This window comes from Rathayibacter sp. AY1C2, assembly GCF_002931195.1.
GTDB lineage: Bacteria > Actinomycetota > Actinomycetes > Actinomycetales > Microbacteriaceae > Rathayibacter.
Window position 1 is genome coordinate 226,270 of record NZ_PSWG01000002.1, and the last position, 24,906, is coordinate 251,175.

Below are 24,906 nucleotides of genomic sequence, written 5' to 3' on the forward strand. Positions count from 1 at the left end.
GGACTAGGCCCGGCGGCGCAGCTTCCGGCGCTCGCGCTCGGAGAGGCCGCCCCAGATGCCGAAGCGCTCGTCGTTCTCGAGCGCGTACTCGAGGCACTGGGCCCGGACCTCGCACGAGGTGCAGATCTTCTTGGCGTCGCGGGTCGAGCCGCCCTTCTCGGGGAAGAAGGCCTCGGGATCGGTCTGCGCGCACAGCGAGTCGACCTGCCAGGAGAGCGCGCCCCCCGGCGCCTCGGTCGCGGTGTCGATCCCGGGTCGGACCCCGGGCACGCCCAGACGGACCGGATCGACGAACCAGTCCTCGGGGACTCCGGAGTGCTGTTCCGGAAGCGTCATGCCGTCTCCTACCCCGCCTGCGAACCGATGATCGGCGGCCACTCCTCCCGGAGCCGCTGCCTAGGTAATTACAGCGGTGTCATTCGCTCAGGTCAAGTCGCGGACCATAAACCCTCAACCCGCCGTGGAGGGTTCACGACACACCGGCGTGTCGCGAACGTGAGATCCGATCAGGCGGTCGCGGCGCTCCGTGCGCGCCAGGCGCTCTCCACCATCTCGGCGACCGTGTGCCGCATCTCCCAGCCCAGGTCGCGGGCCGCTGTCGCGCCGGAGGCGACGATGCGGGGCGGATCGCCCGGCCGCCGTGGGGCGACCTCGGGCGTGAAGGCGATGCCGGTGCTGTCGGCGATCGCGCGCATGATCTCGCCGACGGAGGCCCCGGATCCGCTGCCCAGGTTGTAGACCGGGTCGATCGGCTCGCCGGCGGCCAGGCGGCGCGCCGCGGCGACGTGCGCGAGCGCCAGGTCGGCGACGTGGATGTAGTCGCGGACGCAGGTGCCGTCCGGCGTCGGGTAGTCGTCGCCGTTGATCCGGGGCGTGCGGCCGTCCAGCAGCGCCTCGAAGACGAGGGGGAAGAGGTTGTGGGGGCTGGTGTCGTAGACGTCCGGGTAGCCGGATCCGACGACGTTGAAGTAGCGCAGGGAGGCGTGCCGGACGCCGTGCGCCCGCCCCGCGTCCGCGAGCAGCCACTCGCCGATCAGCTTCGACTCGCCGTAGGGCGATTCCGGGCTCTTGGGGGTGTCCTCGGTGACGATCTCGACGTCGACTGCGCCGTAGACGGCAGCGCTCGAGGAGAAGACGATCGAGGAGACCCCGGCGCGCTCCATCGCCGCCAGCACGCGCATGGTGCCGGTGACGTTCTGCTCGTAGGTGTGCAGGGGGCGCTGCACCGAGACTCCGGCGTACTTGAACCCGGCGACGTGGACGACGCCCTCGATGTCGTGCTCGGCGAGCACGCGGTCGAGCAGGGCCTCGTCGAGGATCGAGCCCTGGTGGAACGGGACGCCCTCGGGCACGAACGACGCGTGCCCCGAGGAGAGGTCGTCGAGGACGACGGGGTCGATGCCCTGCTCCGAGAACGCGCGCACCACGTGCGCCCCGATGTACCCGGCTCCCCCGGTGACCAGCCATGCCATGTGGATCCTCCTCGGTGCGGGCCCGCGACTCCGCGCGCCGGAAGACACCCTAGCGGCGGGGATCGACGGCGCGGATCGGCCGGATGACGCCGGGTGGCGATATCCTGCCGTCGTGCTCCGCTCCGTCGCCCTCCTCGCCCTGCCCGGCCTCGCGCCGTTCGAGTTCGGGGTCGTCTGCGAGGTGTTCGGGATCGACCGCGGCGTCGACGGAGGGCCCGCCCTCGACTTCCGGATCGCCACTCCCGATCCGGGCCGCGTCCGGACGAGCCTCGGATTCGACCTGCTGATCGCCGATGGTCTCGACGCGGCCCGGGACGCGGACCTGATCGCCGTCCCCGCCCACGGCCGCGGGCCCGCCGACGAGCGGGTCCTCGACCTCCTCCGCGAGGCTCACGAGCGCGGCGCGTGGATCCTCAGCGTCTGCAGCGGGGCCTTCACCCTGGCGCAGGCGGGCCTGCTCGACGGCCGGCGCGCGACCACCCACTGGATGCACGCCGCGGAGCTCGCCCGGCGCTTCCCCTCCGTCACGGTGGACCCGGAGGTCCTCTACGTGCAGGAGGGGCGCATCGTGACGAGCGCGGGCACCGCGGCCGGCATCGACGCGGCGCTGCACGTGGTGCGCGAGGAGCTGGGCGCGACGGCGGCGAGCGTCGTCGCCCGGCGGATGGTCGTGCCCCCGCAGCGCCACGGCGGGCAGGCGCAGTACCTGCGGACCCCCGTTCCCGAGGCGCGCGCGGACTCGCTGGCCGAGGTCACCGAGTGGATGCTGGAGCACCTCGACGAGGACCTCTCGATCGAGGCGCTGGCCCGTCGGGCCCTGATGGCCCCCCGCACCTTCGCGCGCCGCTTCCGGGCCGACCTCGGCACGACTCCGCTCGCCTGGCTCACCCGCCAGCGCCTCCTCCGGGCGCAGGTGCTGCTGGAGGAGACGGAGCTGACCCTCGAGGCGGTCGCCGCGCGGGTCGGCTTCGGCACGGCCGCGGTGATGCGCCACCACTTCACGCGCGTCCTGCGGACCACGCCGGCGGCCTACCGCCGCACGTTCGCCGCCTGAGCGGCCGGCACCGGGATCGCTGGAGGGATCAGACCGTCGCGACGAAGAGCCTGCCCCGTCCGGTGACGGCGAGAGCGCCCTCCGACGGGGTCACGAACACGCTGCCGCCGCGCTCGACGCGGACCGAGCCCTCGGCGCCCTCGAGCGAGAACGAGCCCTCGGTCGCGATCGCGATGGCGGGTCCGTGCAGGGCGACGCGGGCCGGCGTCTCCGACTCCGGCTCCACGACGGCGAGCACGAAGTCGGGGACGTCCGGACGGTAGACGCGCACGCCCGGTCCGGCCTGCTCGGCCGGGAGGTAGGGCACGGGCAGCGGCGAGAACTCGAGCACGCTCACCAGCTCGGGCACGTCGATGTGCTTGGGCGTGAGGCCCCCGCGCAGCACGTTGTCGGAGGCGGCCATCAGCTCCACGCCCGTGCCCGCGAGGTAGGCGTGGATGTTGCCTGCGGGCAGGTAGAGCACCTCGCCGCGGGCGAGGCGGACGCGGTTGAGCAGGAGCGAGAGCACGATGCCGGGGTCGCCCGGGTAGCTCTCGTCCAGGTCCCGGACCGTGGTCGTCTCGAGGCGGTCGTCGCCCGCGGACGCCGCGACGACCGCGGACACCAGCGCGGCGACCTCGGCGCGGTCGCCGTCGGCGAGCAGCCACGACAGGGCGCCGCGGAGGACCTCCGAGGGCTCGCCCTCGAGCGTCCGGGCGAACCGCGCGATCGCGGCCGCCTCCTCCGCCGGGGCGCGCCCGGCCAGCTCGGCGAGCAGCGCCCGGGCGTCCGCCGGCTCGCGGAAGCCGCAGAGCGCGTCGAAGCTCTCGCTGAGCGCGTAGATCAGCTCGGGCTTGTGGAACGGGTCCTTGTAGTTGCGATCGGCGGCGTCCCGCGGGATGCCGGCCTCCTCCTCCTCGACGAACCGGCGCCGGGCCCGCTCGGACGAGGGGTGGGCCTGGAGCGACAGCGGCCCGCCCGCGGCGAGGATCTTGAGCAGGAACGGCAGACGGGGAGCGCCCGAGACCGGATCGACCGCCCCCTCCACTCCGGCGAGCGCCGCCTCGGCGTGCTCGCCGATCCACTCGGCGAGCGTGCCGGCGCCGACCGAGGCGGGGTCGAGGATGCGCGCGGGCGAGCCCGGGTGCGCGCCGAGCCAGAGCTCGGCCTCGGGGGCGCCGGAGGGCGCGGTGCCGAGGGCCTCCGAGATGCCGGTGAGCGAGCCCCAGGCGTAGTCGCGGGGGGTGTTGCCGATCGGGATGAACACGGGAGCGCTGGCCTTCCGTCCGAGGGGTGGGTCCGAGCCGCTCAGCCGGACGCGCCGGGGCCGCTCCGCTGCGACGCTAGCAGGATCCACAACGCGGGCCCGGGAGGAGGGCCCGCCTGTTGGTGCTCTCCGCCAGAGGACGCGGCACTCGCAGGCGCGCTTCGTACGCTGGGAGTCGCAGCACTGTCGCCGTCGGAGCGGTCGCCGTGCCGCATCCGACGAGCGAGGGAGCACAGAGCATGGACAGCACGACCTTCGAGACCCTGGGGGCCGACTTCTACGGGTTCGAGGCGGCGCTCACGCCCGCCGAGAAGGAGCTGCTGGTCGGCGTCCGCGCGTTCCTCGAGGAGCAGGTGCGGCCGATCGCCGACGAGTACTGGGAGCGCGCGGAGTTCCCGCGGCAGCTGATCCCCGCGATCCACGCCACCGGCGTCATCGGCCTCTCCTGGCCCGAGACCCGCGCGATCGAGAACTCCGCCGTGTTCCGCGGCTGGGTGGCGCTCGAGCTGGGCCGGGTGGACGCGGGCATCGCGACCTACGTGGGCGTGCAGAACGGCCTGGTGATGGGAACGGTCGGCGTCGCCGGCTCCGAGGAGCAGCGCGCCGAGTGGCTGCCGAAGCTCGCCTCGGGCGAGGTCATCGGCGCCTTCGGGCTCACCGAGCCGCACTCCGGCTCCGACTCCGCCCAGGGCCTGCGCACCACCGCCCGCCGGGACGGCGACGACTGGATCCTCGACGGCGAGAAGCGCTGGATCGGCAACGCGACCTTCAGCGACGTGACCGTGATCTGGGCGAAGGACGCGGAGGACGGCCAGGTGAAGGGCTTCCTCGTCCCCACCTCGACGCCGGGCTACCGCGCCACCGCCATCGCGCGCAAGCAGAGCCTGCGCACGGTGCAGAACGCCGACATCGTGCTCGAGGGCGTCCGCGTCCCGGAGTCGCTGCGCCTGCAGCGCGCGAACTCGTTCCGCGACACCGCGAAGGTGCTCCGGCTCACCCGCGCCGAGGTCGCCTGGCAGGCCATCGGCGTCGCGATCGGCGCCTACGACGCGGCGCTGCGCTACGCGAAGGAGCGCGTGCAGTTCGGCAAGCCGCTCGTCGGGCACCAGCTGGTGCAGGACCTCCTGGTCAAGAGCATCGGCAACATCACGGCCAGCATCGCCCTGGCGACCCGCGTGTCCGAGATGCTCGACGCCGGCGAGCAGCGCGACGAGCACTCCGCCCTCGCGAAGGCCTTCGCGACGGCCCGGATGCGCGAGACCGTCGCCTGGTGCCGCGAGGTGATGGGCGGCAACGGTATCGTCCTCGACTACGGCGTCGCCCGCTTCTTCGCCGACGCGGAGGCCCTCTACTCCTACGAGGGCACCCGCGAGATGAACACGCTGATCGTCGGCCGCTCGATCACCGGCACCGCTGCGTTCGTCTGAGCCTCCCGTCCAAGCCGTCTTCCCCGAGGGGGCGGCCAGGCCGGGGAGCGAGCGGCGGCGCGCCCGGCACGCCGCCGCGCCGCCCCCGCTCCCTAGACTGGTCGCCATGATCCGACGCGCCGCCCCCGCCGCTCCCCGAGCGCTCGCGGTGGCGGTGCTGGCCGTGCTGCTGGCCGGCCAGTCGCTGCGGAACCTCGCCGGATGGTGGGGCTGGGGCGTCGTCGTCGCGGTGCTCCTGGGCGCCTCGATCGCCGTGCTCGTCCGCGCCCGCCCCCGCCTGCGCTGGGCCCGCACGCCGAAGTCGCTGGTCCTCTTCCTCGGGCTCGCGGTGCTCTCGCTGCTGTGGTCCGCCTATCCGGGAGCGAGCGCGATCGGAGTCACGGCGCAGCTCGCGACGACGCTCGGCGGCGTCGTCCTCGCCGTCACGCTGAGCAGCCGGGAGCTGCTCACGGCTCTCGGACGGGCCCTGCGCCTCTCCGTCGGCCTGTCGCTCCTCTTCGAGCTCGTGATCGCGGTCGTCGTGCGGCAGCCCGTCCTGCCGTTCGGCGTCGAGCCTCCCGCCGACGGACCGACGCCCGACGCCTTCTACTGGTCGCAGGCAGCCCTCTTCACCGGCGAGCCCGTCCAGGGGATCGTCGGCAACCGCAACCTCCTCGGCTTCCTCGCCCTACTCGGCCTGATCGTGATCGCGATCGAGCTGGCGGCCCACTCGATCCGGCGCCGGTGGGGAGCGGTCTGGGTCGCCCTGTTCGTCGCGACCCTCCTGCTCACCCGCTCGGCGACCGTTCTCCTCTGCCTCGTCGCCGTCGTCCTCGCGGCCGCGTTCGCGCTCTGGGCTCGCCGGAGGGGCGAGTCCCGCCGGCGTCCCGTCTACCTGACCGCCGCGGGGCTGGCGGTGGCGGCCGTCGCCGGAGGCGCCGCGGGCTGGGGCGCCCTCCTCGGCCTGCTCGGCAAGAGCGAGGACGCCACGGGCCGCCTCGACATCTGGGACTCGGTGATCGCGCTCACGCTGCAGCGTCCGGTCCTCGGCTGGGGCTGGGTCAGCTACTGGGCTCCCTGGGCCGCCCCGTTCGACACCCTCGCCGAGCGCAAGGGCGTGCTCTACCTGCAGGCCCACGACGCCTGGCTCGACGTCGCCCTCCAGCTGGGAGCGGTCGGCCTCGTCCTCTTCGCGGCGCTCGCCGTCTCGACGCTGTGGCGCTCCTGGTTCCGCGCGGTCGACCGCCCGCGGCGCGACGCGACCTCGACCCTCCCCTACACGGCCGTCAGCCTCGCTCCGCTGCTGATCGTGGTCGCCCTCCTGGCGCAGTCGCTGTTCGAGAGCCGGATCCTGATCGAGGGAGGCTGGCTGCTCCTCGTCCTCTTCGCGGTGCAGACCAAGCGACCGGCGACCGAGACGCCCGAGGTCCTCGCCGCGACCCCGCTCCCCCTCGCCGACGCCTCCCCGAGGCGATGAGGCGCCGCCGCCCCTCGCTCCCCGCCTCCGTCGCCGACGCGACGGCGTCCCCGCAGTTCGCGGCGGCCCTCGCGCAGACCACTCTCGTCACCGTCCTCTGCGCCCCGGCGGTCCGCGGGCTCATCGGCTGGCCCGGCTACATCGCCGCCGTCGCCACGCTCACCGCCCTCGCCGCGGTCATGCTCGTCCTGCGGCGCGGGCGGCTCGACTGGGAGGGCCTGCTGCCCACGAGCATCCTGGTGTTCCTCGGCTGGATCGCGCTCAGCGTGCTGTGGAGCGACTACACCTGGGCCACGGTCTCGAGCGTCGTCTACCAGTTCGCCCTGGCGTTCCTGGCGATCGCGATCGGCCTCACGCGCGACATCATCCAGATCATCCGCTCAGTCGGCGACGTGCTGCGGGTCGTGCTGATCGCCTCGCTGGCCGTGGAGGTGCTCTCGGGGGTGCTGATCGACCAGCCGCTGCGCTTCCTCGGCGTGGAGGGCCTGCTCGCGGTCGGCGGGCCGATCCAGGGACTCGTCGGCACGCGCAACCAGCTCGGGCTGGTCTGCCTGCTGGCGATCGTGACGTTCTCGGTGGAGCTGATGACCCGCTCCGTCGCCCGCGGGCCGGCCGTCGCCTCGATCGCCCTCGCGGCGGTCACCCTCCTCTTCACGCGCTCCGCCGTGAGCGCGGGCGTGCTCGCCGTGGCCGTCGTCGTCGCCCTCGCTCTGCGCTGGGTGCGCCACGGCGACGGCACCCACCGCCGTCGGCGGCAGTTCGCGGTGCTCGGCGTCGCCGCCGCGGCCTCCCTCACCGTGTGGCTCCTGCGCTACCGGGTGATCGAGCTGCTGAACGCGGGCAGCGAGTTCGAGTTCCGGCTGCGGCTCTGGCAGCAGGTCTGGCGCTTCACGGACCTCGCTCCGATCGTCGGCTGGGGCTGGGTGGGCTACTGGCGGCCCGACCTCTACCCCTTCACCGCCATCGACTACCTCTCGGGCCGCCCGCACTCGTCGAGCCTCAACGCGCTCTTCGACGTGGCCCTGCAGGTCGGCGCGGTCGGGGTGGTCCTCTTCGTCGTGCTGATCGGCCTCGCGCTCTGGCGCTCCTGGCTGATCGCCTCCGAGCGCAAGGCGGTCGTGCACGTCTGGCCGGTGCTGGTGCTGGCCGTGCTGATGGTCACCGCGCTGGCCGAGAGCTCGATCCTGCTCGACGCCGGCTGGCTGCTCGTGGTGCTCTGCGCGATGCGCGCGGCCCAGGGACTGAGCTGGCGCCGGCTCCTGCACCCGCGGGACTGACCGGACTCCTCAGCGCCCGCGCCGCCGCGCCACCTGGCGGAGCACGGCGAGGTGCTCCTCCCGGCAGCGCTCCCAGCTGAAGGACCGGGCGCGCTCGACGCCGAGCGGGCCGAGCTCGCCTGTCCGCTCGATCGCCTCGAGGATCCCGTCCGCGATCGAGCGCGGCTCGAGCGGATCGACGTAGACCGCGGCGTCCCCGCAGATCTCCGGGAGCGAGCCCGCGTCGGACGCGGCGACCGGGCATCCCGACGCCATCGCCTCGATGGGAGGGAGGCCGAAGCCCTCGTAGAGGCTCGGGAACGCCAGCACCGCGGCTCGGCGGTAGAGGTCGGCGAGCTCCTCCGGAGTGACGTGGCCGCGCCACTCGACGAAGTCCGGCAGCGGGCCGAGGCGGTCCAGATCCCCTCCCGTCAGCACGAGGCGGAGGGCGTGCCCCTCCTCCCGCAGCAGGCGCACCGCCTCGAACAGGCGGGCGTGGTTCTTGTGCGGCCAGGCGCGCGCCGGGTAGAAGACGAAGTCCTCGCGTGTGCTCAGATTCGCGACGAAGCGCCGGGTGTCCACGCCGAGATGCGACACGTGGATCCGCTCCTCCGGGATGCCCAGCAGCTCGACGATCCGCCCCTTGGTGAAGGCGCTGATGGTGATGACCGCGTCGGCGCGGCGAGCGGTCGCCTCGTAGGCGAGCCGGCGGAAGACGCGCTCGACGCGGGGGAAGAGGTGCGGGAGGTCGCGGTGCTGCAGATCGAACAGCATCTGCACGTGCCCCTGCCGCCGCGACGGCCACGGGAGCGGGACCGTGAACGGGAAGTAGAGCACTGCGTCCCGGCCGAGGCGCCGACGCAGCTGCGGCGTGCGCAGGAGCGCCTGGAGCATCCCCACGGCCCGGCGGCGGTGGCCCGCCCCGCTGACGACCCCCTCGGCCACGACCTCGGGCACGCCCTCGCTGAAGCCGCGCGCGTTCTCGGGGACGAGCACCTGCACGGCGGGCCCCTCCTCCCCCGGCCGCGGCGCAAGGAGGCGCGTGAGCGCGCGCGCGTAGGTCTCGCCGCCGCCCATCCCGCCCGGGTCGACGGTGAGCACGGCGAGCGTGACGGGGCGGAGTTCCGGCATGGCGTCCAATCGGTCCGAAGCCCGGCCAGGATACCGGCGGGCCGCACCGCTCCCGGCGCCCGGCCGTGCCCGTGGGTAGTATGTGTCCCGCTGTCATCGACCCCGACGAATTGGACCACCACGTGCCCCGCGCTTTGATCACCGGAATCACCGGCCAGGACGGCCTCTACCTCGCCGAGCTCCTCCTCTCGAAGGGCTACGAGGTCTTCGGGCTCGTCCGCGGGCAGAACAACCCCAAGTACGAGCTGGTCCGCCGCACCGTGCCCGAGGTGACCCTGCTCACCGGCGACCTGACCGACGTGTCGAGCCTGGTGCGCGTGCTCGCCGCCGCCCAGCCCGACGAGGTCTACAACCTCGGTGCGATCTCGTTCGTCGCCTACTCGTGGGAGAACGCGTCGCTCACCACCGATGTGACCGGCAAGGGCGTGCTCAACATCCTCGAGGCGACCCGCCTCTACGCCGGCTCCGACATGTCGCGCGTGAAGTTCTACCAGGCCTCCTCCTCCGAGATGTTCGGCAAGGTCCAGCAGGTCCCGCAGAGCGAGGAGACGCTGCTCTGGCCGCGCTCGCCCTACGGAGTGGCCAAGGTCTTCGGCCACTACATGACCATCAACTACCGCGAGTCGTACGGCATGCACGCCTCCTCCGGCATCCTCTTCAACCACGAGTCGCCCCGCCGCGGCCCGGAGTTCGTCACCCGCAAGATCAGCCTCGCGGTCGCCCGCATCAAGCTCGGCCTCCAGGAGACGCTGGAGCTCGGCAACCTCGACGCGAAGCGCGACTGGGGCTTCGCCGGCGACTACGTCGACGCGATGTGGCGCATGCTGCAGCAGCCCGAGGGCGACGACTACGTGGTCGCGACCGGCGAGACCCACGAGATCCGCGAGTACCTCGACATCGCCTTCAACCACGTCGGCATCGAGGACTGGACCCCGTACGTGACCCAGAACCCCGCGTTCATGCGTCCCGCCGAGGTGGACCTGCTGATCGGCGACCCGGCGAAGGCGCGCGACGTCCTCGGCTGGGAGCCGAAGGTCTCGTTCCCCGAGCTCGTGGCGATGATGGTCGAGAACGACCTCGCCGAGCAGTCCGCGCTGATCAAGTAGTCATGCCTGCCGCTCTCGTCACCGGAGCGAGCGGTCAGGACGGGGGCTACCTCGTCGAGCGCCTGCTCGCCGACGGCTGGGAGGTCTCCGCGCTCGTGCGCGGGACCGACGACGCCGCTCTTCCCGCCGCCGTCCGCGCCTTCGAGGGCGATCTCCGCGACGCCTCCGGCCTCGGCCGTATCGTCGCGGAGGCGCAGCCGGACACGGTCTTCCACCTCGCCGGCCTCTCCTCCGTCGCGCTCTCGTGGAAGGAGCCCGTGCTCACGGCCGAGGTGACCGGCACCGCGGTCGCCGCGCTCCTGGAGGCCTCGCTGGCGCTCCAGGAGTCGGCGGGCCGGGAGGTCCGCTTCGTCCAGGCCTCCTCCTCCGAGATCTTCGGGGCCGCGACCGAGAACCCGCAGACCGAGCGGACCCCGATCCGCCCGGTCTCGCCTTACGGAGCCGCGAAGGCGTTCGCGCACCACCTCGTCGCGGTCTACCGCGGCCGAGGGCTCCACGCCTCGTCCGGCATCCTCTACAACCACGAGTCGCCGCGTCGGCCGCTCGGCTTCGTCACCCGCAAGATCACCGCCGGAGTCGCGGCGATCGCGACGGGCGCCGAGTCGGAGCTCTCGCTCGGCAATCTCGACGCGCGCCGCGACTGGGGCTGGGCTCCCGACTACGTGGACGCCCTCGTGCGCGCCTCGCGCGCCGAGGAGGCGAGCGACTACGTCGTGGCGACCGGAGTCGCGCACTCGGTCCGCGACTTCGTCCGTGCCGCCTTCACCGCGGCCGGCATCGACGACTGGGAGCAGCGGGTCACGATCGACCCGCGGTTCGCGCGCCCCGTGGACGCCCCCGAGATGCGCGGGGACGCCTCCCGGGCCCGCGAAGTGCTCGGCTGGGCGCCGACCGTCGGCTTCGAGGAGATCGTCGCCCGCATGGTCGAGAACGACCTCGAGCTGGCGCGCCGCTCCGACTGAGCCGCGCCCACCGCGTGCAGAAGGCCCCCGCTCCTGGAGCGGGGGCCTTCTGCACGCGGTGGGTCGAGGACGCCTAGGCGGTCGCGTCCGACTGCTCGGCCCGGGCCCGCTCGTCGACGCCGTCTCCCTCGACGAGGTAAGACCAGACGCGGGCGGCGTACTCGTCCCAGGTGCCGCCGTCGATCGCGAGCGCCTCCGCCGAGAGCCGCGCGTGCAGCTCGTCGTCGGTCAGCAGCCGCTCGAGGGCCGCGGCGATGTCGTGGTCGTCGTGCGGATCGACGAACAGCGCGCCGCCCGAGGCGGAGACCTCGTGCATGCTGCCGAATCCGGAGGTCACGACCGGGGTGCCGACCGAGATCGACTCCACGATCGGGAGACCGTAGCCCTCGTTGATCGAGGGGAACACGGTGCACCGGGCCAGGCGGTAGGCGCTCCAGAGCAGCGCGTCGGTGATCTTGGAGAGCGAGCGGACCGGACGGCCCTGGCCCTCGAGGACCTCGAGTCGGTACTCGAACTCGGCGCTGCTCCAGGCGTTGCCGCCGATGAAGACCAGGCTGAAGCGAACGCCCCGGCGCCAGAGCAGCTCGGCGGCCTGGAGCACCGCCAGGTGGTTCTTCCGCGGCTCGTGGCTGCCGACGCAGACGACGAGCGGGAGGTCACCGGTCACCAGCGAGCGCGCGGCGGTGGCCAGCTCCTCGTCCGAGACGCTCTCCGGCTGCGAGGGCAGCAGGATCGGGCGGATGTCCGGCCCCTGCATCCCGACGCTGCCGAGCATGTGGCGCCAGCCGGAGTACTCGGTCGCGGCCGCCTCGGAGATGGTCGCGATGCGGTCCATGTGCGACACAGCGACGAGCGTGCGCGAGAACGCGGCGCTGATGCCCGTGCTCGCCGTCTCGGCGGTGGTGACCGGCACGCAGTCGAAGCCGATGGTGCCCGTGCGGTTGCCGCTGAACTCGGCGAGGGCGGAGACGCGCGACGTCCGCTCGTCCTCCACGGCGAGCTCGGGCAGGAGGTAGGTGCCCTGCCACGGGACGATCACGCGGGAGCGGTCCTCGGCGGCGTCGGGCACGTCGCCCGAGACGGCGTTCCGGCTCTGCTCCGGGGTGAGCATGACGAGCGACTCGTGGGTCGAGTCCCAGCCGGCGAGCAGGATCTCGTGGTCGCGCGTCCAACGGACGAGGCTCTGGCGCACCACGCGCTGGATGCCCGTGGCCAGCCCCGTGCGCGCGGTGTGGTGCACGTCGACGACGACCGCGCCGACGACCACCTCGACCTCGGGGTGGTGGAAGCGGGCGAAGACCCGGTTCGAGGCGATAGTGGACGCGGCGTGGGTGAGCAGACCGGCGGTGCCGTCCAGCCGGGCCCGGCGGCGGCCGTCGACGACGTCCTCCCGGCGCGGGAGCGTGCCGCGGAGGACGGCGAGCACCAGCCAGACCTCGCGGTCGGTGGGGGCGGGCAGCAGAACGCTCAGCTGTCCGGTAAGGGCGTCGACGCTGCCCAGCGGCTCCACAGTGGGGGCCAGGGTGCGCACCAGGGTGGCGAGACGGTCGACCAGGTACTGCTTAGAGCGCACGGGGCGCCTCCTCGTGCTCGATGAGGGCCGAGGGGCCGATCAGGGCGGCCCACAGCTCCCGGGCGTAGTCGTCCCAGGTGCGCTCGGGCCGCTCTGCCGCCTCGAGGCGGAGCTCGTCGACGAGCTCCGGCGACGTCAGCAGGCGGCGCATGCCGTCGGTGATCTCCTCGTCGGACTCCGGGTCGATCAGGACGCATCCGCCGTGCTCGGCGATCTGCGCCGTGCTGCCGTAGCGCGAGGTCAGCACGGGCAGCCCGATCGACAGCGCCTCGGCGACCGGCAGGCCGTACCCCTCGTGCAGCGACGGGAACGCCAGGAACAGCGCCTCCCGGTAGCTCGCGATCAGGACGTCGTCGTCGGCTCCGCGGAGCACCTCGACCGGGCGCCCGGCGGCGACCAGCTCGCGCACGCGGGGATCGAAGACCTGGTGCGCCCACGGGTTGGCCCCGCCGATGAAGCGGACGCGGAACCGCAGGCCCTCGCGCCAGAGGACCTCGGCGGCGTGCAGCACCGCGAGATGGTTCTTGCGGGGCTCCTGGCTGCCGACGCAGAGCACGAGCGGCAGGCCGGACGCGCTCCGGCCCTCGGAGCGCAGGCCGTCCGGGAGCTCCACGGGCAGCGGGACCGGGACGACGGTCGGGCCGGTGAGGCCCTGAGCGGGGAGCGCTCGCACGAAGCCCTCGAACTCCAGCGCGGCCGCGGCGCTCACCGTGGCGACGCGCTCGGCGTGCTTGACCACGGAGAGGAAGTTGACGAAGCGCACCGTCTCCTCCGGCGGCACCGTGTCGGCGCTGACGACGGGGATGGCGTCGTGGCCGAGGACGACGACCTCGTTGCCGGAGTACTCGGCGAGGGCCGCGAGCGGCCCGCACTGGTTGTAGTCGGGCACCGAGGGGATGACGACGACGCTGCGGTAGGGCACGACGAACTCGATGCGCTCCGGATCGCCATGCTCCCAGTCGCGCCGCCCGGCGGAGGACCAGTCGACGACGCGCTCGTGCTCGATCGCGCTCAGGCGCCGGAAGGACATCGATCCGTGGACCCAGGCGACCGGGACGATCTCGTGCTCGGCATCCCAGCGGGACACGGTCTGGCGCACGACCCGCTGGACGCCGGTGTTGTGACCGTGGCGGGCGGGGAAGTCGACGTCGATCAGGACGGCCCCGGTGACGACCTCGACACGGGCGTCCAGATCGGCGAACCCGGTCGCGGTGCGGGAGCCCGCCTCGAGGAAGATGCGCAGCGCCGCCTCCTCGGGGGCGAGCTCGAGGGCGCGGCGGAACCAGTCGAACAGCTCGCTCGTCGGGTACGCGGCCGTGAACGACACCAGCGCGACCCAGGTCAGCTCGTCGTCCTGGCGCGAGCGGATCTCGCGGGCCACCTCGTCGAGGTACGGGCCGGGCCCGCGGGTGCGCAGCGAGGCGCGGCGCTCCTCGTCGAAGAGGAGCGCGCCGATCTGCTCCAGGCGTTGCAGCATCGCCTCCGTGCGGTGGGCGCGCGCGGCGGCCGCGCCGGCGGCCGAGACCTGCGACCGGTCGCTCATCGCGCCCGACCGGACAGGCGGCGCTTCACGAAGCGCGCGCTGTGGCCGACGGCGCCCGACAGCCCGAGCTGCTCGACGCGGATCTGGAAGGTGCGCACCAGGCGGAGCGGCTTCGTCACCCGCCAGGAGAGGGTGCGTTCGAAGCCGGAGGCGGTCACTCCGCCCACCTGGATCCGCTCGACCCACTCGTCGAAGGGGTCGTTGAGGAGGGAGTCGACCTGCGCGCGCAGGCGGGCGAGCTCCTCGTCCGGGGACTCGGGCTCGGCGAGACGGGGCTCGATGGGAGCCCCGAACGTGCGGGCGGGCTCGGCCGGGACGGCGGCGGGAGCGGCGTCGCCGACGGCCGATTCGAGGCTCGGGTCGGGAGCGGGAGGAGCGTCCTCGCCCGTGCCGCCGAGGACGGGGGCGGGGTCCCCAGCGCTCTGCGGCGCCGGGTCCAGGGGGACGTCGGAAGGCTGCGTGGGCATGGCGAACACCTCGTTCGTGTCGTTCAGTCGGCGAGCGGGAGCAAGACTACCCGCCATGCGCCGCGCACCGGCACGCCAGCCAGGGGGCTCCAGGGTGGGCCGCACGTATAATGATGCGGTCCGTCGCCCGGCGGAGGCCGAGAGCTTGGAGTTCCATGCCCAGCAAAGCTGTGGATCGCGCGCGCGCGATCGCCGACGAGCCGTTCCAGATCGCCGGCACCACGTCGGCCGTCGGCGGCGGCTCGGGCGGCTTCGTCGCCTCCCTCGCCGAGATCCTGCGGCACCGCGAGCTGCTCCGCCTGCTCGTGGGGCGCGAGCTGAAGTCGCGCTACAAGGACAGCAGCCTGGGCTTCGTCTGGAGCCTCGTCCGGCCGCTGATCATGCTCCTCATCTACTACGTGGCGATCGGCCAGATCCTCGGGGCCTCTCGCGGCGTCCCGAACTTCGCGATCTTCGTCTTCTCGGGGCTCACCCTCTGGGGCCTGTTCAGCGAGATCGTGACCGCGGGCACCACGTCGATCCTCGGCAACGGCGGACTGATCAAGAAGGTGTACCTGCCGCGGGAGATCTTCCCGGTGGCGGCCATCGGCTCGGCCCTCTTCAACTTCGGTGTGCAGTTCGTCGTCCTGATCGCGGGAGCCGTCCTCACGGGCTCGCTGATCTTCGGCGTCCAGCTCCTCTACATCGTGCCCGCGCTGGCGATCGTGCTCGTGTACGGCCTCGCGCTGGCCCTGGCCCTCTCGGCCCTCAACGTCTACCTCCGCGACGTCCAGTTCCTCGTCGAGGTCGGGCTGCAGATCTTCTTCTGGCTCTCCCCCATCGTCTACGCGTGGAACTTCGTCGTCGCCGCCTCCACCGGAGCGGGCCACGGCTGGGCCGAGCAGCTCTACCTGATCAACCCGATCTCGAACGCGATCCTCGCCTTCCAGCGCGCGATCTGGGGAGACGGCTCGCGCGTCAGCATCATCGACGGCAACGAGATCGCCCCCCAGGTGTGGCCGCCGGACATGGAGCTGCGCCTTCTCATCGTCCTCGTCGTCGGGCTGGTGTTCGTGTGGATCGGCCACCGGATCTTCCGCCGCCTCGAGGGCAACTTCGCCCAGGAGATCTGATCGTGACCCTCACCAGCAAGCAGGAGTCCGTGCCCGCCTCCTCCGGCACCCCGACCGTCGTCCGGGTGCGCAACGCCTCCAAGCGCTTCGTCATCCGCAAGGACAAGTCGTTCAAGGAGCGGATCGTCAACTTCGGCCGCGGGCGCAAGCACCGCGACGAGTTCTGGGCACTCCGCGACGTCGACCTCGAGATCCCACTGGGCTCGACCGTCGGCCTCATCGGCGCGAACGGATCGGGCAAGAGCACGCTCCTCAAGCTCATCGGCGGCATTGTCCAGCCGACGACCGGCACCGTGGAGCGCCGCGGACGCCTCGCCGCGCTCCTCGAGCTCGGAGCGGGCTTCCACCCCGACCTCACCGGGCGCGAGAACGTCTACCTCAACGGCGCGATCCTCGGACTCTCGCGCAGCGAGCTGGACAGCAAGTTCGACTCGATCGTCGACTTCTCCGAGATCGCCGAGTTCATCGACACCCAGGTCAAGTTCTACTCGTCGGGCATGTACGTGCGGCTCGCCTTCGCTATCGCGATCCACACCGATCCCGACCTGCTGCTGGTCGACGAGGTGCTCGCCGTCGGCGACGAGCCGTTCCAGCGCAAGTGCATGGACCGCATCCGCGCCTTCCAGCGCGCGGGGAAGACCATCGTGCTGGTCACCCACTCGCTCGAGCAGGTCGGCGAGCTCTGCGACCGCACCATCGTCCTCGAGAAGGGCACCGTCGTCTTCGACGGCGAGACCTCCGAGGGACTCCAGGTCCTCCGCGAGAGCTTCGAGGACCGTCGGGCCGCCCGCCAGGAGCGCGAGGCCGAGGCCGCCGAGGCCGCGGACGAGCCCGCCCCCCAGCTCATCGAGATCCTGGGCTGCCGACTGCGCGGCGGATCGATCGAGCACGGCGGCACGGTCGTCCGCAGCGGCGAGACCCTCGAGTTCGACGTCACGGTGCGCACCAGCCGCCCGGTCGACGACTGGAACATCGGCATGGGCATCGACACCCCCCTCGGCCAGCGCGTCTTCGGGACGAACACCGAGCGCATCGGCACGCCGCTGAGCGCGGTCGACGGAGAGATGACGGTCACGTTCACCCTCCCCGACCTGCACCTCGGCGCCGGCAACTACGCCGTGCACGCCTCCTCGGCCACCTTCTCGCAGGGCGAGACCATGCGGATCCCGGTCGCCGCGACCTTCACGGTCGAGCGGGCCTCCGTGCACGACGGCGTCGTCGACATCGACTCCACCGTCCGCCTCAGCAGGCCGTGACCGCGCGGCGCCGCCGCCTCCTGGTCGACGCGACCGCCCTCGCGGCGCCGCGCCTGACCGGGGTCGGCCGCGTCCTGCTCGGCCTGCTGCACGCGCTGGACACCGACGCGACCGCCGCAGAGGTCGAGGTGCTCCTCGTCGTCCCGGCGAGTGAGGCGGGCTCGCTCGGGCGCTTCGGCTTCCGTACGCTGCGCGTCCGACCGGTGCCGCTGCCCCGGCCGGTGTGGAGCGCACTGACCCGAGTGCCCGCGCCGGGGATCGACCTCCTGCTCGGCCGCGGCGCCTACTTCTTCCCGAACTTCCGGAGCTGGCCGCTCGCCCGCTCCCGCTCGATCACCTTCGTGCACGACGTCTGCTTCGCTGTGATGCCCGAGCTCGTTCCGCGCGAGCGCCGAGAGCTGCTGTCGCGGTCCGTGCCCCGGTGGATCCGGCGCAGCGACCTGGTCCTGACCGGCACCCCGTCCTCCGCGGCCGAGGTCGAGAGCGCTCTGGGCGTCGATCCGGCGCGCGTCCGCGTGCTGCCGACCACGATCGACGCCGACCTCTTCCATGCCCGCGGCGAGGAGGAGGTGGCGCGGGTCCGCGCGGAGCACGGGCTCGGGTCCTACCTGCTCTTCGTCGGATCGATCGAGCGCCGCAAGAACCTCGTCACCCTGGTGAACGCGTACCGGCAGGCCGAGCGGCCGGAGAACCACACCCTGCTCCTGGTCGGCGGGGACGGCTGGGACAACGAGGACGTCCACTCCGCCGTCGCCCGCGCGGTCGCCGCAGGAGCCGACGTGCGCTTCGCCTCCTCCTACGTCGCCGACGAGGATCTGCCGGCCCTGCTCACGGGCGCCGACGCCGTCGCCATGCCCTCCTGGCACGAGGGCTTCGGCCTGCCCGCCCTCGAGGCCGTCGCCTGCGGCACTCCGGTGCTCGCGGCAGACATCCCCGGCCTCCGCGACGCGCTCGCCGGGCGGGAGTCCGCCGCCGTCTTCATCGACCCGGCGGACCGCACCGGGTGGTCGGCCGCGATCGGAGAGGCGCTGCGCCGTCCCCGGCGACTCGCACCGGAGCCCATCCCGGGGTGGGACCGCACCGCCCGGCGCCTGCTCGAGCTGGCCTTCGACGACCGCTGATCAGCGCCGGGTCGTGAACAGCAGCCAGCGCCCGGAGGCGGAGGCGACCTCGGGCTCGACGTCCCCCGTCGCCGCCTCGACGTAGGCCCGCCAGCCGTCGGGGTCGTCGGTGTAGCCGGCGGTGTCCACGTAGACGGCGCAGGCGCCGCTGCCCGCCACGGCGTCGGCGAACTCCGCGGAGTCGTCGACGTCGCCCCAGACGTCCCAGCCGTAGGTGCCCTCCACCGCCCCGTAGCTCCAGCGGAGGCGTCCCTCCTCGGTCGCGAGGTAGGGCAGCGCCTCGTCGTAGTCGGAGAGCGCTCCGATCCGCCCGCTGTCGGGGAAGCTCTTCAGGGGGAGCTCCACCACACCGCAGCCGTCGTCCAGCTGCGCGTCGGCCTCCGACACGAACGAGCGCATCTCGGAGTCGTCGGTGGGAGCGATCGGCACCGCGGCCGATACTCCGGCCAGCTGATCGACCACGGCGACGGCGGCGAGGAGCGCCGCCACGAGGATCCGGACACCGCCACGGGCCGTGACCCGATCGAGCAGAAGCGCGAGCACGCCGAGGACGAGGACCGCGATGACGATCGACATCCGCGCCCACGCGCGGATCGTCGGCCCCGCCACCAGCGAGACCACGACGCCCAGGCCCGTCACCGTGTAGAAGAGGAGCGCGGCCAGCGTCGCCACGGCGAGGACGCGCACGCGGGCGTCCGAGAAGAACCGGCCGACCGCGGTCGCACGGAGCGCCCGTCCGCCGCCGAGCGCGGTGATCGGGAGCGCAACGAGCGTGATCAGGAGCGCGACGCTGGCGAGGATCGAGAACCCGGGCGGCTCCGTCGTCGGCGCCACGCCGGACTGGCCCGCGTAGGTGTTCAGCAGGCCGTACCCCTGCGGCAGCCCGGTCCCCGACCAGGGCAGGCCCAGCAGCACCAGCTTGCCGGCGTAGGCCTCCGACTCCCCCACGGTCCGCGACGTGAAGTACGGGCTGTAGCGCTCCCCGAAGTCGAGCGAGAGCAGCAGCAGCGAGAGCCCGACGAACACGCCGAGCGCGAGGATCGGCACCGACGAGACCGCGAGCACGCGCAGCCGCTCGCGGGAGAGGAGCCCGGCGGCCGTGCTCACCGCCCAGGTCGCTCCGAGGACCAGGACCGCGAAGACGTAGTAGTAGCCGCCCGTGCTCGCCACCAGGAGCCCGAGCACGACTCCCGGGACGACGGAGCGCAGTACGCGGCTCCTCCGCGTCGCGCCCCGCTCGGACCAGGCTCGGAGAGGATCGGTGCGCGGTCCGGCGACCATCAGCACCATCACGCCCAGGAGCGGGATCGCCCAGTAGTTGGCGAGGAACGCGTGGCCGAATCCGATCCGGAGGAAGTGGTACGGCAGCAGCGACAGCAGGACCGCGGAGAACGCCGCGACCCAGGGCCGCGTGCGGAGAGCGCGGAAGAACACGTAGCCGGTGACGGCGACCGTCGCGAACGTGCCCAGGTAGAAGACGTTCAGGAGCGTCGTCCCGTCGCGCACCAAGAGGGCCAGGACCGACACGGCGAGGGCGGAGGCGACGTCGAACTGCGCGCTGAAGAAGGCGTTGAACCCGTCGGGGAAGCCGAGCGCCGCGTTGCCGTCGAACGGGAACGCCTGCGTGGCGCTGGTGAAGAGCGTGTAGTGCAGGATCTGGTCGTCGCCGCCCACGGTCCAGCGGGCTGTCAGGTCCTGCGGCCCGATCCCGAGCGCGAGCACGGCGGCAACGACCGAGACGAGGGCGGCGACGAGGGCCCATCCGAGCTCGACGAGCGTCCGGCGCCGCCGACTCGCCGTCCGCGGGCCGCGCACGTCAGTAGCCGCGCTCACGGCGCTGCTCCTCCACGCTGGTCTGGACGATCCGGTTCAGCTCGGTCTCGCCGTCGGTGCCCGCGTAGTCGTAGATGTCGAACCCCCCGCAGGCGACGATATCGGAGGGAGCGCCGAGCGTCCCGCGCGCGAGCCCCGCCCAGTCGGGCGAGCGGTCGGCCAGGACGAAGCTGTACTGCCGGTCGCGGTAGTCGCTCAGGTTGTTCATCCACAGCTGCACCGTGAAGTCGAAGTTGACCTGCTGGACGTGCAGCGAGGCCGGCCCGTAGAGGTCCAGCGGCCGCGTGGACCAGAACGAGCCGACGCCCGCGAGCTCGCGGCCGTCGATCCAGCGCTCCAGGCAGTCGGCGTCCGGGTCCGATCGCGCCTCGGCCGCCGCCGAGGCGACCGCCGTTGTGGCCGGCACGGCGGCCACGACGAGGCCTGCGGCGGCCAGCGGAGCGACGACGCGGACGACCGGCGCCAGCCGCGCGCCCGCAGCACGCCGGTGCGCCGCCGCGGCGCCGATCAGGGCGATCACGACCACGGTCGCGGTCACCGGGATCGGCATCAGGTAGCGGCTGACCGAGCTGCCGGTGAAGACCTGCACCACCAGGAGCACCGCCGTCTGCGCCGGCAGGAACGCGCACACCGCGAAGCGCGCACGGGCCGCCTCGTCGAGGGCGGCTCCCCGCGCCAGTCGGGCGGCACCGGCCACGACGACGGCGAGGGCCGCCAGCAGCAGCAGACCCAGCAGCGCCACCTCGAGCTTGCCGATCAGCGGCGCCTTCAGCACCAGGAACTGCACGATCAGGTCGTCCAGGGCCGTCCCGGCGAGCGGCAGCCGGAGGTACCCGCCGGCGTCGGTCCCGATCAGGAAGCCGAGCGGGACCCGCAGCGCGGCTCCGAGCGCGGCGGCCCCGAGGACCGTGCCCGCGACGATCAGCACCGCTCGGGGAGCAGCGAGAGCGAGCACCAGCAGCACGACGAGGACCACCAGCAGGGGGCCGACGAACTGCACCAGGAGGAGCGGATCGGAGAGGGTCGTCGCGGCGACGGCCGCCCCGACCAGGAGCAGCGGACGCGCGGCCGGACGGCGCTCGCGCAGTGCGCCCAGAGCGACGGCGAGCCCGGCGAGGCCTGTGAGCACCGCGCCGTAGTAGTAGGTCGTGAGGAGGAAGGTGGTCGCCAGGGCCCCCTCGTTGTTGAGCGCGCGGCCCTCCGTCAGGCAGAGCACCAGCAGCACGGCGATGCCGGCGAGCGCGGCCGCGGGCCGCAGCCGGCGGTGCCGGTCCGCGACGAGCCGTCGCGCGAGTATCCGGAGCACGCCGTAGAGGAGGACGACGTTGAGCACGGCGTTGACCGCGAGCGCCGCCGCGGGATCGCCACCGGTCAGCAGCCACGCGACGCCGAAGACGGGGAGCTCGGGGAAGAGGAAGAGCTGGCTCGTCATCACCCACGCCGCCGGGCGGCCCTCGGCGAAGGACTGCAGGATCAGCGGCAGCGCCAGCGAGTCGCCGTCGCGGAAGAGCAGCGGCCGCCACGGCGTGCCGACCATGAATCCGAGCACGAGCAGGGTCCCGCTGACGACGACGGCGAGGGCGGCGAGCTCGAGGAGGGCCCTCCGGGTCCGAGGGGATCCCGTCGGACCCGCCGTCACCGGTGCTTCCCGCCGAACCGGATGGCCAGGACGAGCAGGAGGTTCTTCAGGAGGGTGTCGCTCGGGATCTTGGAGTTGCCGACCGTGCGGTCGAGGAAGACGATCGGGATCTCCTTCACTCCGCGGGCCCGGCGCAGCGCCCGGTACTTGAGCACGATCTGGAAGCCGTAGCCGGCTGCGCGGATCGTCTCGAGGTGGAGGGTGCGCAGGAGGTCCGCGCTGAAGAGGTTGAAGCCGCCGGTCCAGTCGGTGATCTTCGAGCCGAGGAAGAGGCGCGTGTAGAGGTTGCCGCCACCGCTCAGCAGCTTGCGATCGAGCGTCCAGTCGGGAGTGCCCCCGCCCGCGATGTAGCGGGAGGCGACCACGAAGTCGGCGCCCGCGCGAACCTCGCGGAGGAAGGCGTCGATGTAGTCCGGGTCGTGCGAGAGGTCGGCGTCCATCTGCAGCAGGTAGTCGTAGCGGCGCTCGGCCGCGAGGAGGTGCTGGAAGGCCCAGATGTACGCCGCGCCGAGCCCCTCCTTCTTCTCGCGCGAGAGCACGAGGACCTCGAAGGTGTCGGACCCGAGCTCGGCCGCGAGCTCGCGCGCGCGGTCCGCGGTGCCGTCGGGGGAGCTGTCGTCGATGACGGCGACGGTCACGTGGAAGTCGGGGTTGCGGGACGCCGCGAGCGCGACCCGCGGCAGCGCCGTCGCGATGTTCGCGACTTCGTTGTAGGTGGGGACGACGACGGCGAGGGAGCGCATGAGGCGGGGAGGATCCGTTCTTCCGGTGCACCGGCTGACCGGTGAGAGCCCTGCGAGTATAACGAGGCGGTGCTCGCGAGCCTCCGAGCGCGCCCGCGGCCCGCCGCCCCGTCCGCGCACTCTCTCAGGAACATGGCACCGGCTGTTCGACCGCCCGGCAGGGGTCCGCGGTTACGATGGACGACAGTGCACGGCGGTTCACCCCTTGTTCGCCTGCCCCGATGGACGCCCGTCGGAGCCCGACGGTCGGGCATCGACGCCAGAGGGGGACGGGAAAGAGCGCCGCAGATGAAGAGACTCCTCGAATCGCAGAAGGTCCGCTTCCTCATCGCGGGCTGCACCAACACGGCGATCGACTTCCTCATCCTCAACACGCTCGTGCTCCTGCTCGGTCTGCCGACCCTCGTCGCCAACGTCTTCTCCGTCCTGGTCGGCATCACGATCTCGTACGCGCTGAACCACTTCTTCGTCTTCCGCCACCCGGGCAGGGTCTCGGTCGCCACGTTCGCGAAGTTCTTCCTCGTCACCGGGTTCAGCTCGCTGGTCCTGCAGTCGGCGATCATCTACGGCTTCGAGGTCTTCTTCGACACCCGCTTCGGCAACTCGCTGCTCTTCCTCCCCAGCTCCGGCGAGAACGCCTTCCTCGCGATCAACATCGCCAAGGCCGTCGCCGTCCTCGTGGGACTGGTGTGGAACTTCTGCATGTACAAGTTCGTCGTCTTCCGCCGTCCGGCGCACGATGCGCTGCCCGCGATCGAGACGGTCTCCCCCGCCGCCGTGGCCGTCAGCACCGAGCCCGTCGACATCGTCCGCTGAGGGCCGCAGGCTCCCGGGCCCCGCTCGAGCCGCGTGCTAGCCTCGTCGAGTTCTTCCGACGGGGCACTCCTCCCGTCGACGCCGCACCACCCGGAGGCTCCCATCGCCCGCTCGACGTTGCCCATCGCGGTCGTCGTCGTCACCCACTTCTCGGGTGAGGTCCTCCGCGCGTGCCTCGAGTCCGTGCCGGAGGCGACGGAGCACGACGTGCGCATCCTGGTGGTCGACAACCTGACCACGGACGACTCCGTCCGCAGCGTCGTCGAGCGCCTGCCGCAGGTCGAGTTCCACGAGACCGGGCAGAACCTCGGCTACGGCCGGGCCGTCAACTACGCGGTCGACCGCCTCGGGCCCGAGGTCGAGTGGATCCTGGTGACCAACCCGGACACGGTCTTCCTCCCCGGCTCGATCGACGCCCTCTACGCCGCCGCGACGGCGGACGACCGGATCGGCTCGATCGGGCCGCGGATCCTCGACTCCGACGGCACGATCTACCCCTCCGCCCGCGCTCTGCCCTCGCTCGGCACGGGCGTCGGGCACGCCGTCTTCGCCCACGTCTGGCCCGGCAACCCGTGGTCGGCGACCTACCGGCGCTCGCGCGCGGTCGAGACCCTCCGCCACGGCCGGATGGAGGCGGGCTGGCTCTCCGGCGCCTGCGTGATGGTGCGCCGCACGGCCTTCGAGGAGATCGGCGGGTTCGACGACCGCTACTTCATGTACTTCGAGGACGTCCAGCTGGGCGACTCGCTCGGACAGCGCGGCTGGACCAACGTCTACCTCGCCGACGCGGTCGTCTCCCACCTCGGCGGGCACTCCACCCGCCTGGCCTCGGCGCGGATGCTCGCGGTCCACCACCGCAGCGCCTACCTCTACCTCGCGCAGAAGTACGGGGCCTGGTATCAGGCGCCGATCCGCGCGGCGGTCCGCGCCGGGCTGGGCGCCCGGGTCGCGCTGATGCGCCTGCGCTCGAAGAGCTGATCCGCTCCGATCGGGCGGGCCGCCTGGCCGGCGCCGGGCGGCCCGCCCACCGGATCGGCGGTCAGGACGCGGAGTCGAGCTCCGTGTAGAAGGCCCGCGCCTCGTCCCAGGTCGGCAGCAGGCCCTGCGCCTCGGCCTCGGCCAGCGTCGGTGCGTCGGTGTCCTTCGGCGAGAGGAGCAGCTCGCCGGCCTCCTCCGGGAAGCGCAGGCCGATCTGCTCGTCGAGCGGGTCGATCCCCTTCTCCCGCACCGGGTCGAAGGTGGCGTTCACGAGGTACGAGACCACGGCGCCCTCGGTCAGCGCCACGAAGGCGTGCGCGACCCCCTCGGCGATGTAGACGGAGCGGCGGTCGACGTCGTCGAGCAGGATCGACTCCCAGCGCCCGAAGGTCGGCGACCCGACGCGCACGTCGATCACGTAGTCGAGGACCGCGCCGGAGAAGCACGAGACGTACTTGGCCTGCGACGGCGGGATCTGCGCGAAGTGGATGCCGCGGACGGTGCCGCGCCGTGAGACGGAGGTGTTGCCCTGCCGGAGCGAGAGCGGGTGCCCGACCTTCTCGGCCAGGCGGTCGAAGCGGTAGAACTCGTAGAAGACCCCGCGATCGTCGGGGAACTGGCGCGGAGTCACTTCGTAGACGTCGGGGATGTCGAGCTCTCGGATCTGCACGGTCGCCAGTGTAACGACGGCGTGTCACGGGCCCGCGACGCCTCT

Annotated in this window: 22 protein-coding genes; 11 read left to right on the top strand and 11 right to left on the bottom strand. The window is 72.6% G+C overall.

What is annotated here, in order from left to right:
• Positions 1 to 3: 3 nt before the first annotated feature.
• Both C5C55_RS02630 and galE read right to left on the bottom strand, forming a co-directional pair.
• Entirely contained in the window at positions 4 to 336 is a 333-nt protein-coding gene (locus tag C5C55_RS02630) for a WhiB family transcriptional regulator (protein WP_104224145.1), read from the bottom strand.
• Between the two features lie 170 nt (positions 337 to 506).
• The gene (gene galE / locus C5C55_RS02635; RefSeq protein ID WP_104232806.1) at positions 507 to 1,472 is read right to left on the bottom strand and encodes a UDP-glucose 4-epimerase GalE; all 966 of its coding nucleotides are present in this window, start codon (positions 1,470 to 1,472) and stop codon (positions 507 to 509) included.
• Between the two features lie 112 nt (positions 1,473 to 1,584).
• Between galE and C5C55_RS02640 the strand changes: the two genes are divergently transcribed.
• Positions 1,585 to 2,526 (top strand): GlxA family transcriptional regulator, encoded by a 942-nt coding sequence (locus C5C55_RS02640; RefSeq protein ID WP_104232807.1) that lies wholly within the window; start codon positions 1,585 to 1,587, stop codon positions 2,524 to 2,526.
• 28 nt (positions 2,527 to 2,554) lie between these two features.
• Here the strand turns inward: C5C55_RS02640 and manA are convergent, their stop codons facing one another.
• The gene (gene manA / locus C5C55_RS02645; RefSeq protein ID WP_104232808.1) at positions 2,555 to 3,772 is read right to left on the bottom strand and encodes a mannose-6-phosphate isomerase, class I; all 1,218 of its coding nucleotides are present in this window, start codon (positions 3,770 to 3,772) and stop codon (positions 2,555 to 2,557) included.
• Between the two features lie 239 nt (positions 3,773 to 4,011).
• On the opposite strand from manA, the gene C5C55_RS02650 reads away from it, so the two are divergent.
• From C5C55_RS02650 to C5C55_RS02660, 3 genes are all read left to right on the top strand, one after another.
• Positions 4,012 to 5,199 carry an acyl-CoA dehydrogenase family protein gene (locus tag C5C55_RS02650; protein WP_104232809.1) on the top strand — a complete coding sequence of 396 codons (1,188 nt, stop codon included), beginning with the start codon at positions 4,012 to 4,014 and terminating at the stop codon, positions 5,197 to 5,199.
• Positions 5,200 to 5,305: 106 nt separating this feature from the next.
• Positions 5,306 to 6,655: an O-antigen ligase gene (locus C5C55_RS02655; protein ID WP_104232810.1), complete on the top strand. Its 1,350-nt coding sequence runs from the start codon at positions 5,306 to 5,308 to the stop codon at positions 6,653 to 6,655.
• A complete protein-coding gene (locus tag C5C55_RS02660; protein ID WP_104232811.1) occupies positions 6,652 to 7,932 on the top strand; it encodes an O-antigen ligase in 1,281 nt (426 codons plus the stop codon). Before C5C55_RS02655 ends, C5C55_RS02660 begins: the two co-directional genes overlap by 4 nt.
• Positions 7,933 to 7,941: 9 nt before the next feature.
• Here the strand turns inward: C5C55_RS02660 and C5C55_RS02665 are convergent, their stop codons facing one another.
• A complete protein-coding gene (locus C5C55_RS02665; protein ID WP_104232812.1) occupies positions 7,942 to 9,042 on the bottom strand; it encodes a glycosyltransferase family 1 protein in 1,101 nt (366 codons plus the stop codon).
• A 122-nt stretch (positions 9,043 to 9,164) separates the two neighbouring features.
• Between C5C55_RS02665 and C5C55_RS02670 the strand changes: the two genes are divergently transcribed.
• Complete coding sequence (locus tag C5C55_RS02670) at positions 9,165 to 10,148, top strand: GDP-mannose 4,6-dehydratase (RefSeq protein ID WP_104275317.1); 984 nt, start codon at positions 9,165 to 9,167, stop codon at positions 10,146 to 10,148.
• A gap of 2 nt (positions 10,149 to 10,150) precedes the next feature.
• A complete protein-coding gene (locus C5C55_RS02675; RefSeq protein ID WP_104232814.1) occupies positions 10,151 to 11,110 on the top strand; it encodes a GDP-mannose 4,6-dehydratase in 960 nt (319 codons plus the stop codon).
• A gap of 73 nt (positions 11,111 to 11,183) precedes the next feature.
• Here the strand turns inward: C5C55_RS02675 and C5C55_RS02680 are convergent, their stop codons facing one another.
• The 3 genes from C5C55_RS02680 to C5C55_RS02690 are packed head-to-tail and all read right to left on the bottom strand — an operon-like array spanning position 11,184 to position 14,693.
• Entirely contained in the window at positions 11,184 to 12,683 is a 1,500-nt protein-coding gene (locus tag C5C55_RS02680; protein WP_104232815.1) for a glycosyltransferase family 1 protein, read from the bottom strand.
• Entirely contained in the window at positions 12,673 to 14,226 is a 1,554-nt protein-coding gene (locus C5C55_RS02685; RefSeq protein WP_104232816.1) for a glycosyltransferase, read from the bottom strand. Before C5C55_RS02685 ends, C5C55_RS02680 begins: the two co-directional genes overlap by 11 nt.
• Entirely contained in the window at positions 14,223 to 14,693 is a 471-nt protein-coding gene (locus C5C55_RS02690) for a hypothetical protein (protein WP_104257099.1), read from the bottom strand. The genes C5C55_RS02685 and C5C55_RS02690 overlap by 4 nt, the downstream gene beginning before the upstream one ends.
• 155 nt (positions 14,694 to 14,848) lie before the next feature.
• Here C5C55_RS02690 and C5C55_RS02695 point away from each other — a divergent pair, with 155 nt between their 5' ends.
• The 3 genes from C5C55_RS02695 to C5C55_RS02705 are packed head-to-tail and all read left to right on the top strand — an operon-like array spanning position 14,849 to position 18,182.
• A complete protein-coding gene (locus C5C55_RS02695; protein WP_104223153.1) occupies positions 14,849 to 15,805 on the top strand; it encodes an ABC transporter permease in 957 nt (318 codons plus the stop codon).
• Between the two features lie 2 nt (positions 15,806 to 15,807).
• Entirely contained in the window at positions 15,808 to 17,061 is a 1,254-nt protein-coding gene (locus C5C55_RS02700) for an ABC transporter ATP-binding protein (RefSeq protein WP_244229465.1), read from the top strand.
• The gene (locus C5C55_RS02705; protein WP_104232818.1) at positions 17,058 to 18,182 is read left to right on the top strand and encodes a glycosyltransferase family 1 protein; all 1,125 of its coding nucleotides are present in this window, start codon (positions 17,058 to 17,060) and stop codon (positions 18,180 to 18,182) included. The genes C5C55_RS02700 and C5C55_RS02705 overlap by 4 nt, the downstream gene beginning before the upstream one ends.
• Here the strand turns inward: C5C55_RS02705 and C5C55_RS02710 are convergent, their stop codons facing one another.
• From C5C55_RS02710 to C5C55_RS02720, 3 genes are read right to left on the bottom strand one after another with little or no spacing between them, the layout of a single operon-like run.
• Positions 18,183 to 20,015, bottom strand: coding sequence for a hypothetical protein (locus C5C55_RS02710; protein ID WP_146080876.1), 1,833 nt, complete (start codon positions 20,013 to 20,015; stop codon positions 18,183 to 18,185).
• Positions 19,999 to 21,654: a hypothetical protein gene (locus C5C55_RS02715; protein WP_104232820.1), complete on the bottom strand. Its 1,656-nt coding sequence runs from the start codon at positions 21,652 to 21,654 to the stop codon at positions 19,999 to 20,001. Before C5C55_RS02715 ends, C5C55_RS02710 begins: the two co-directional genes overlap by 17 nt.
• The gene (locus tag C5C55_RS02720; protein WP_104223157.1) at positions 21,651 to 22,397 is read right to left on the bottom strand and encodes a polyprenol monophosphomannose synthase; all 747 of its coding nucleotides are present in this window, start codon (positions 22,395 to 22,397) and stop codon (positions 21,651 to 21,653) included. Before C5C55_RS02720 ends, C5C55_RS02715 begins: the two co-directional genes overlap by 4 nt.
• A 288-nt stretch (positions 22,398 to 22,685) precedes the next feature.
• On the opposite strand from C5C55_RS02720, the gene C5C55_RS02725 reads away from it, so the two are divergent.
• Positions 22,686 to 23,213 carry a GtrA family protein gene (locus tag C5C55_RS02725; RefSeq protein ID WP_104223158.1) on the top strand — a complete coding sequence of 176 codons (528 nt, stop codon included), beginning with the start codon at positions 22,686 to 22,688 and terminating at the stop codon, positions 23,211 to 23,213.
• A gap of 117 nt (positions 23,214 to 23,330) precedes the next feature.
• Positions 23,331 to 24,191 carry a glycosyltransferase family 2 protein gene (locus C5C55_RS02730; RefSeq protein WP_258065203.1) on the top strand — a complete coding sequence of 287 codons (861 nt, stop codon included), beginning with the start codon at positions 23,331 to 23,333 and terminating at the stop codon, positions 24,189 to 24,191.
• A 61-nt stretch (positions 24,192 to 24,252) separates the two neighbouring features.
• On the opposite strand, the gene C5C55_RS02735 is transcribed toward C5C55_RS02730, so the two are convergent.
• Complete coding sequence (locus tag C5C55_RS02735; protein ID WP_104232821.1) at positions 24,253 to 24,861, bottom strand: dTDP-4-dehydrorhamnose 3,5-epimerase family protein; 609 nt, start codon at positions 24,859 to 24,861, stop codon at positions 24,253 to 24,255.
• Positions 24,862 to 24,906 lie beyond the last annotated feature (45 nt).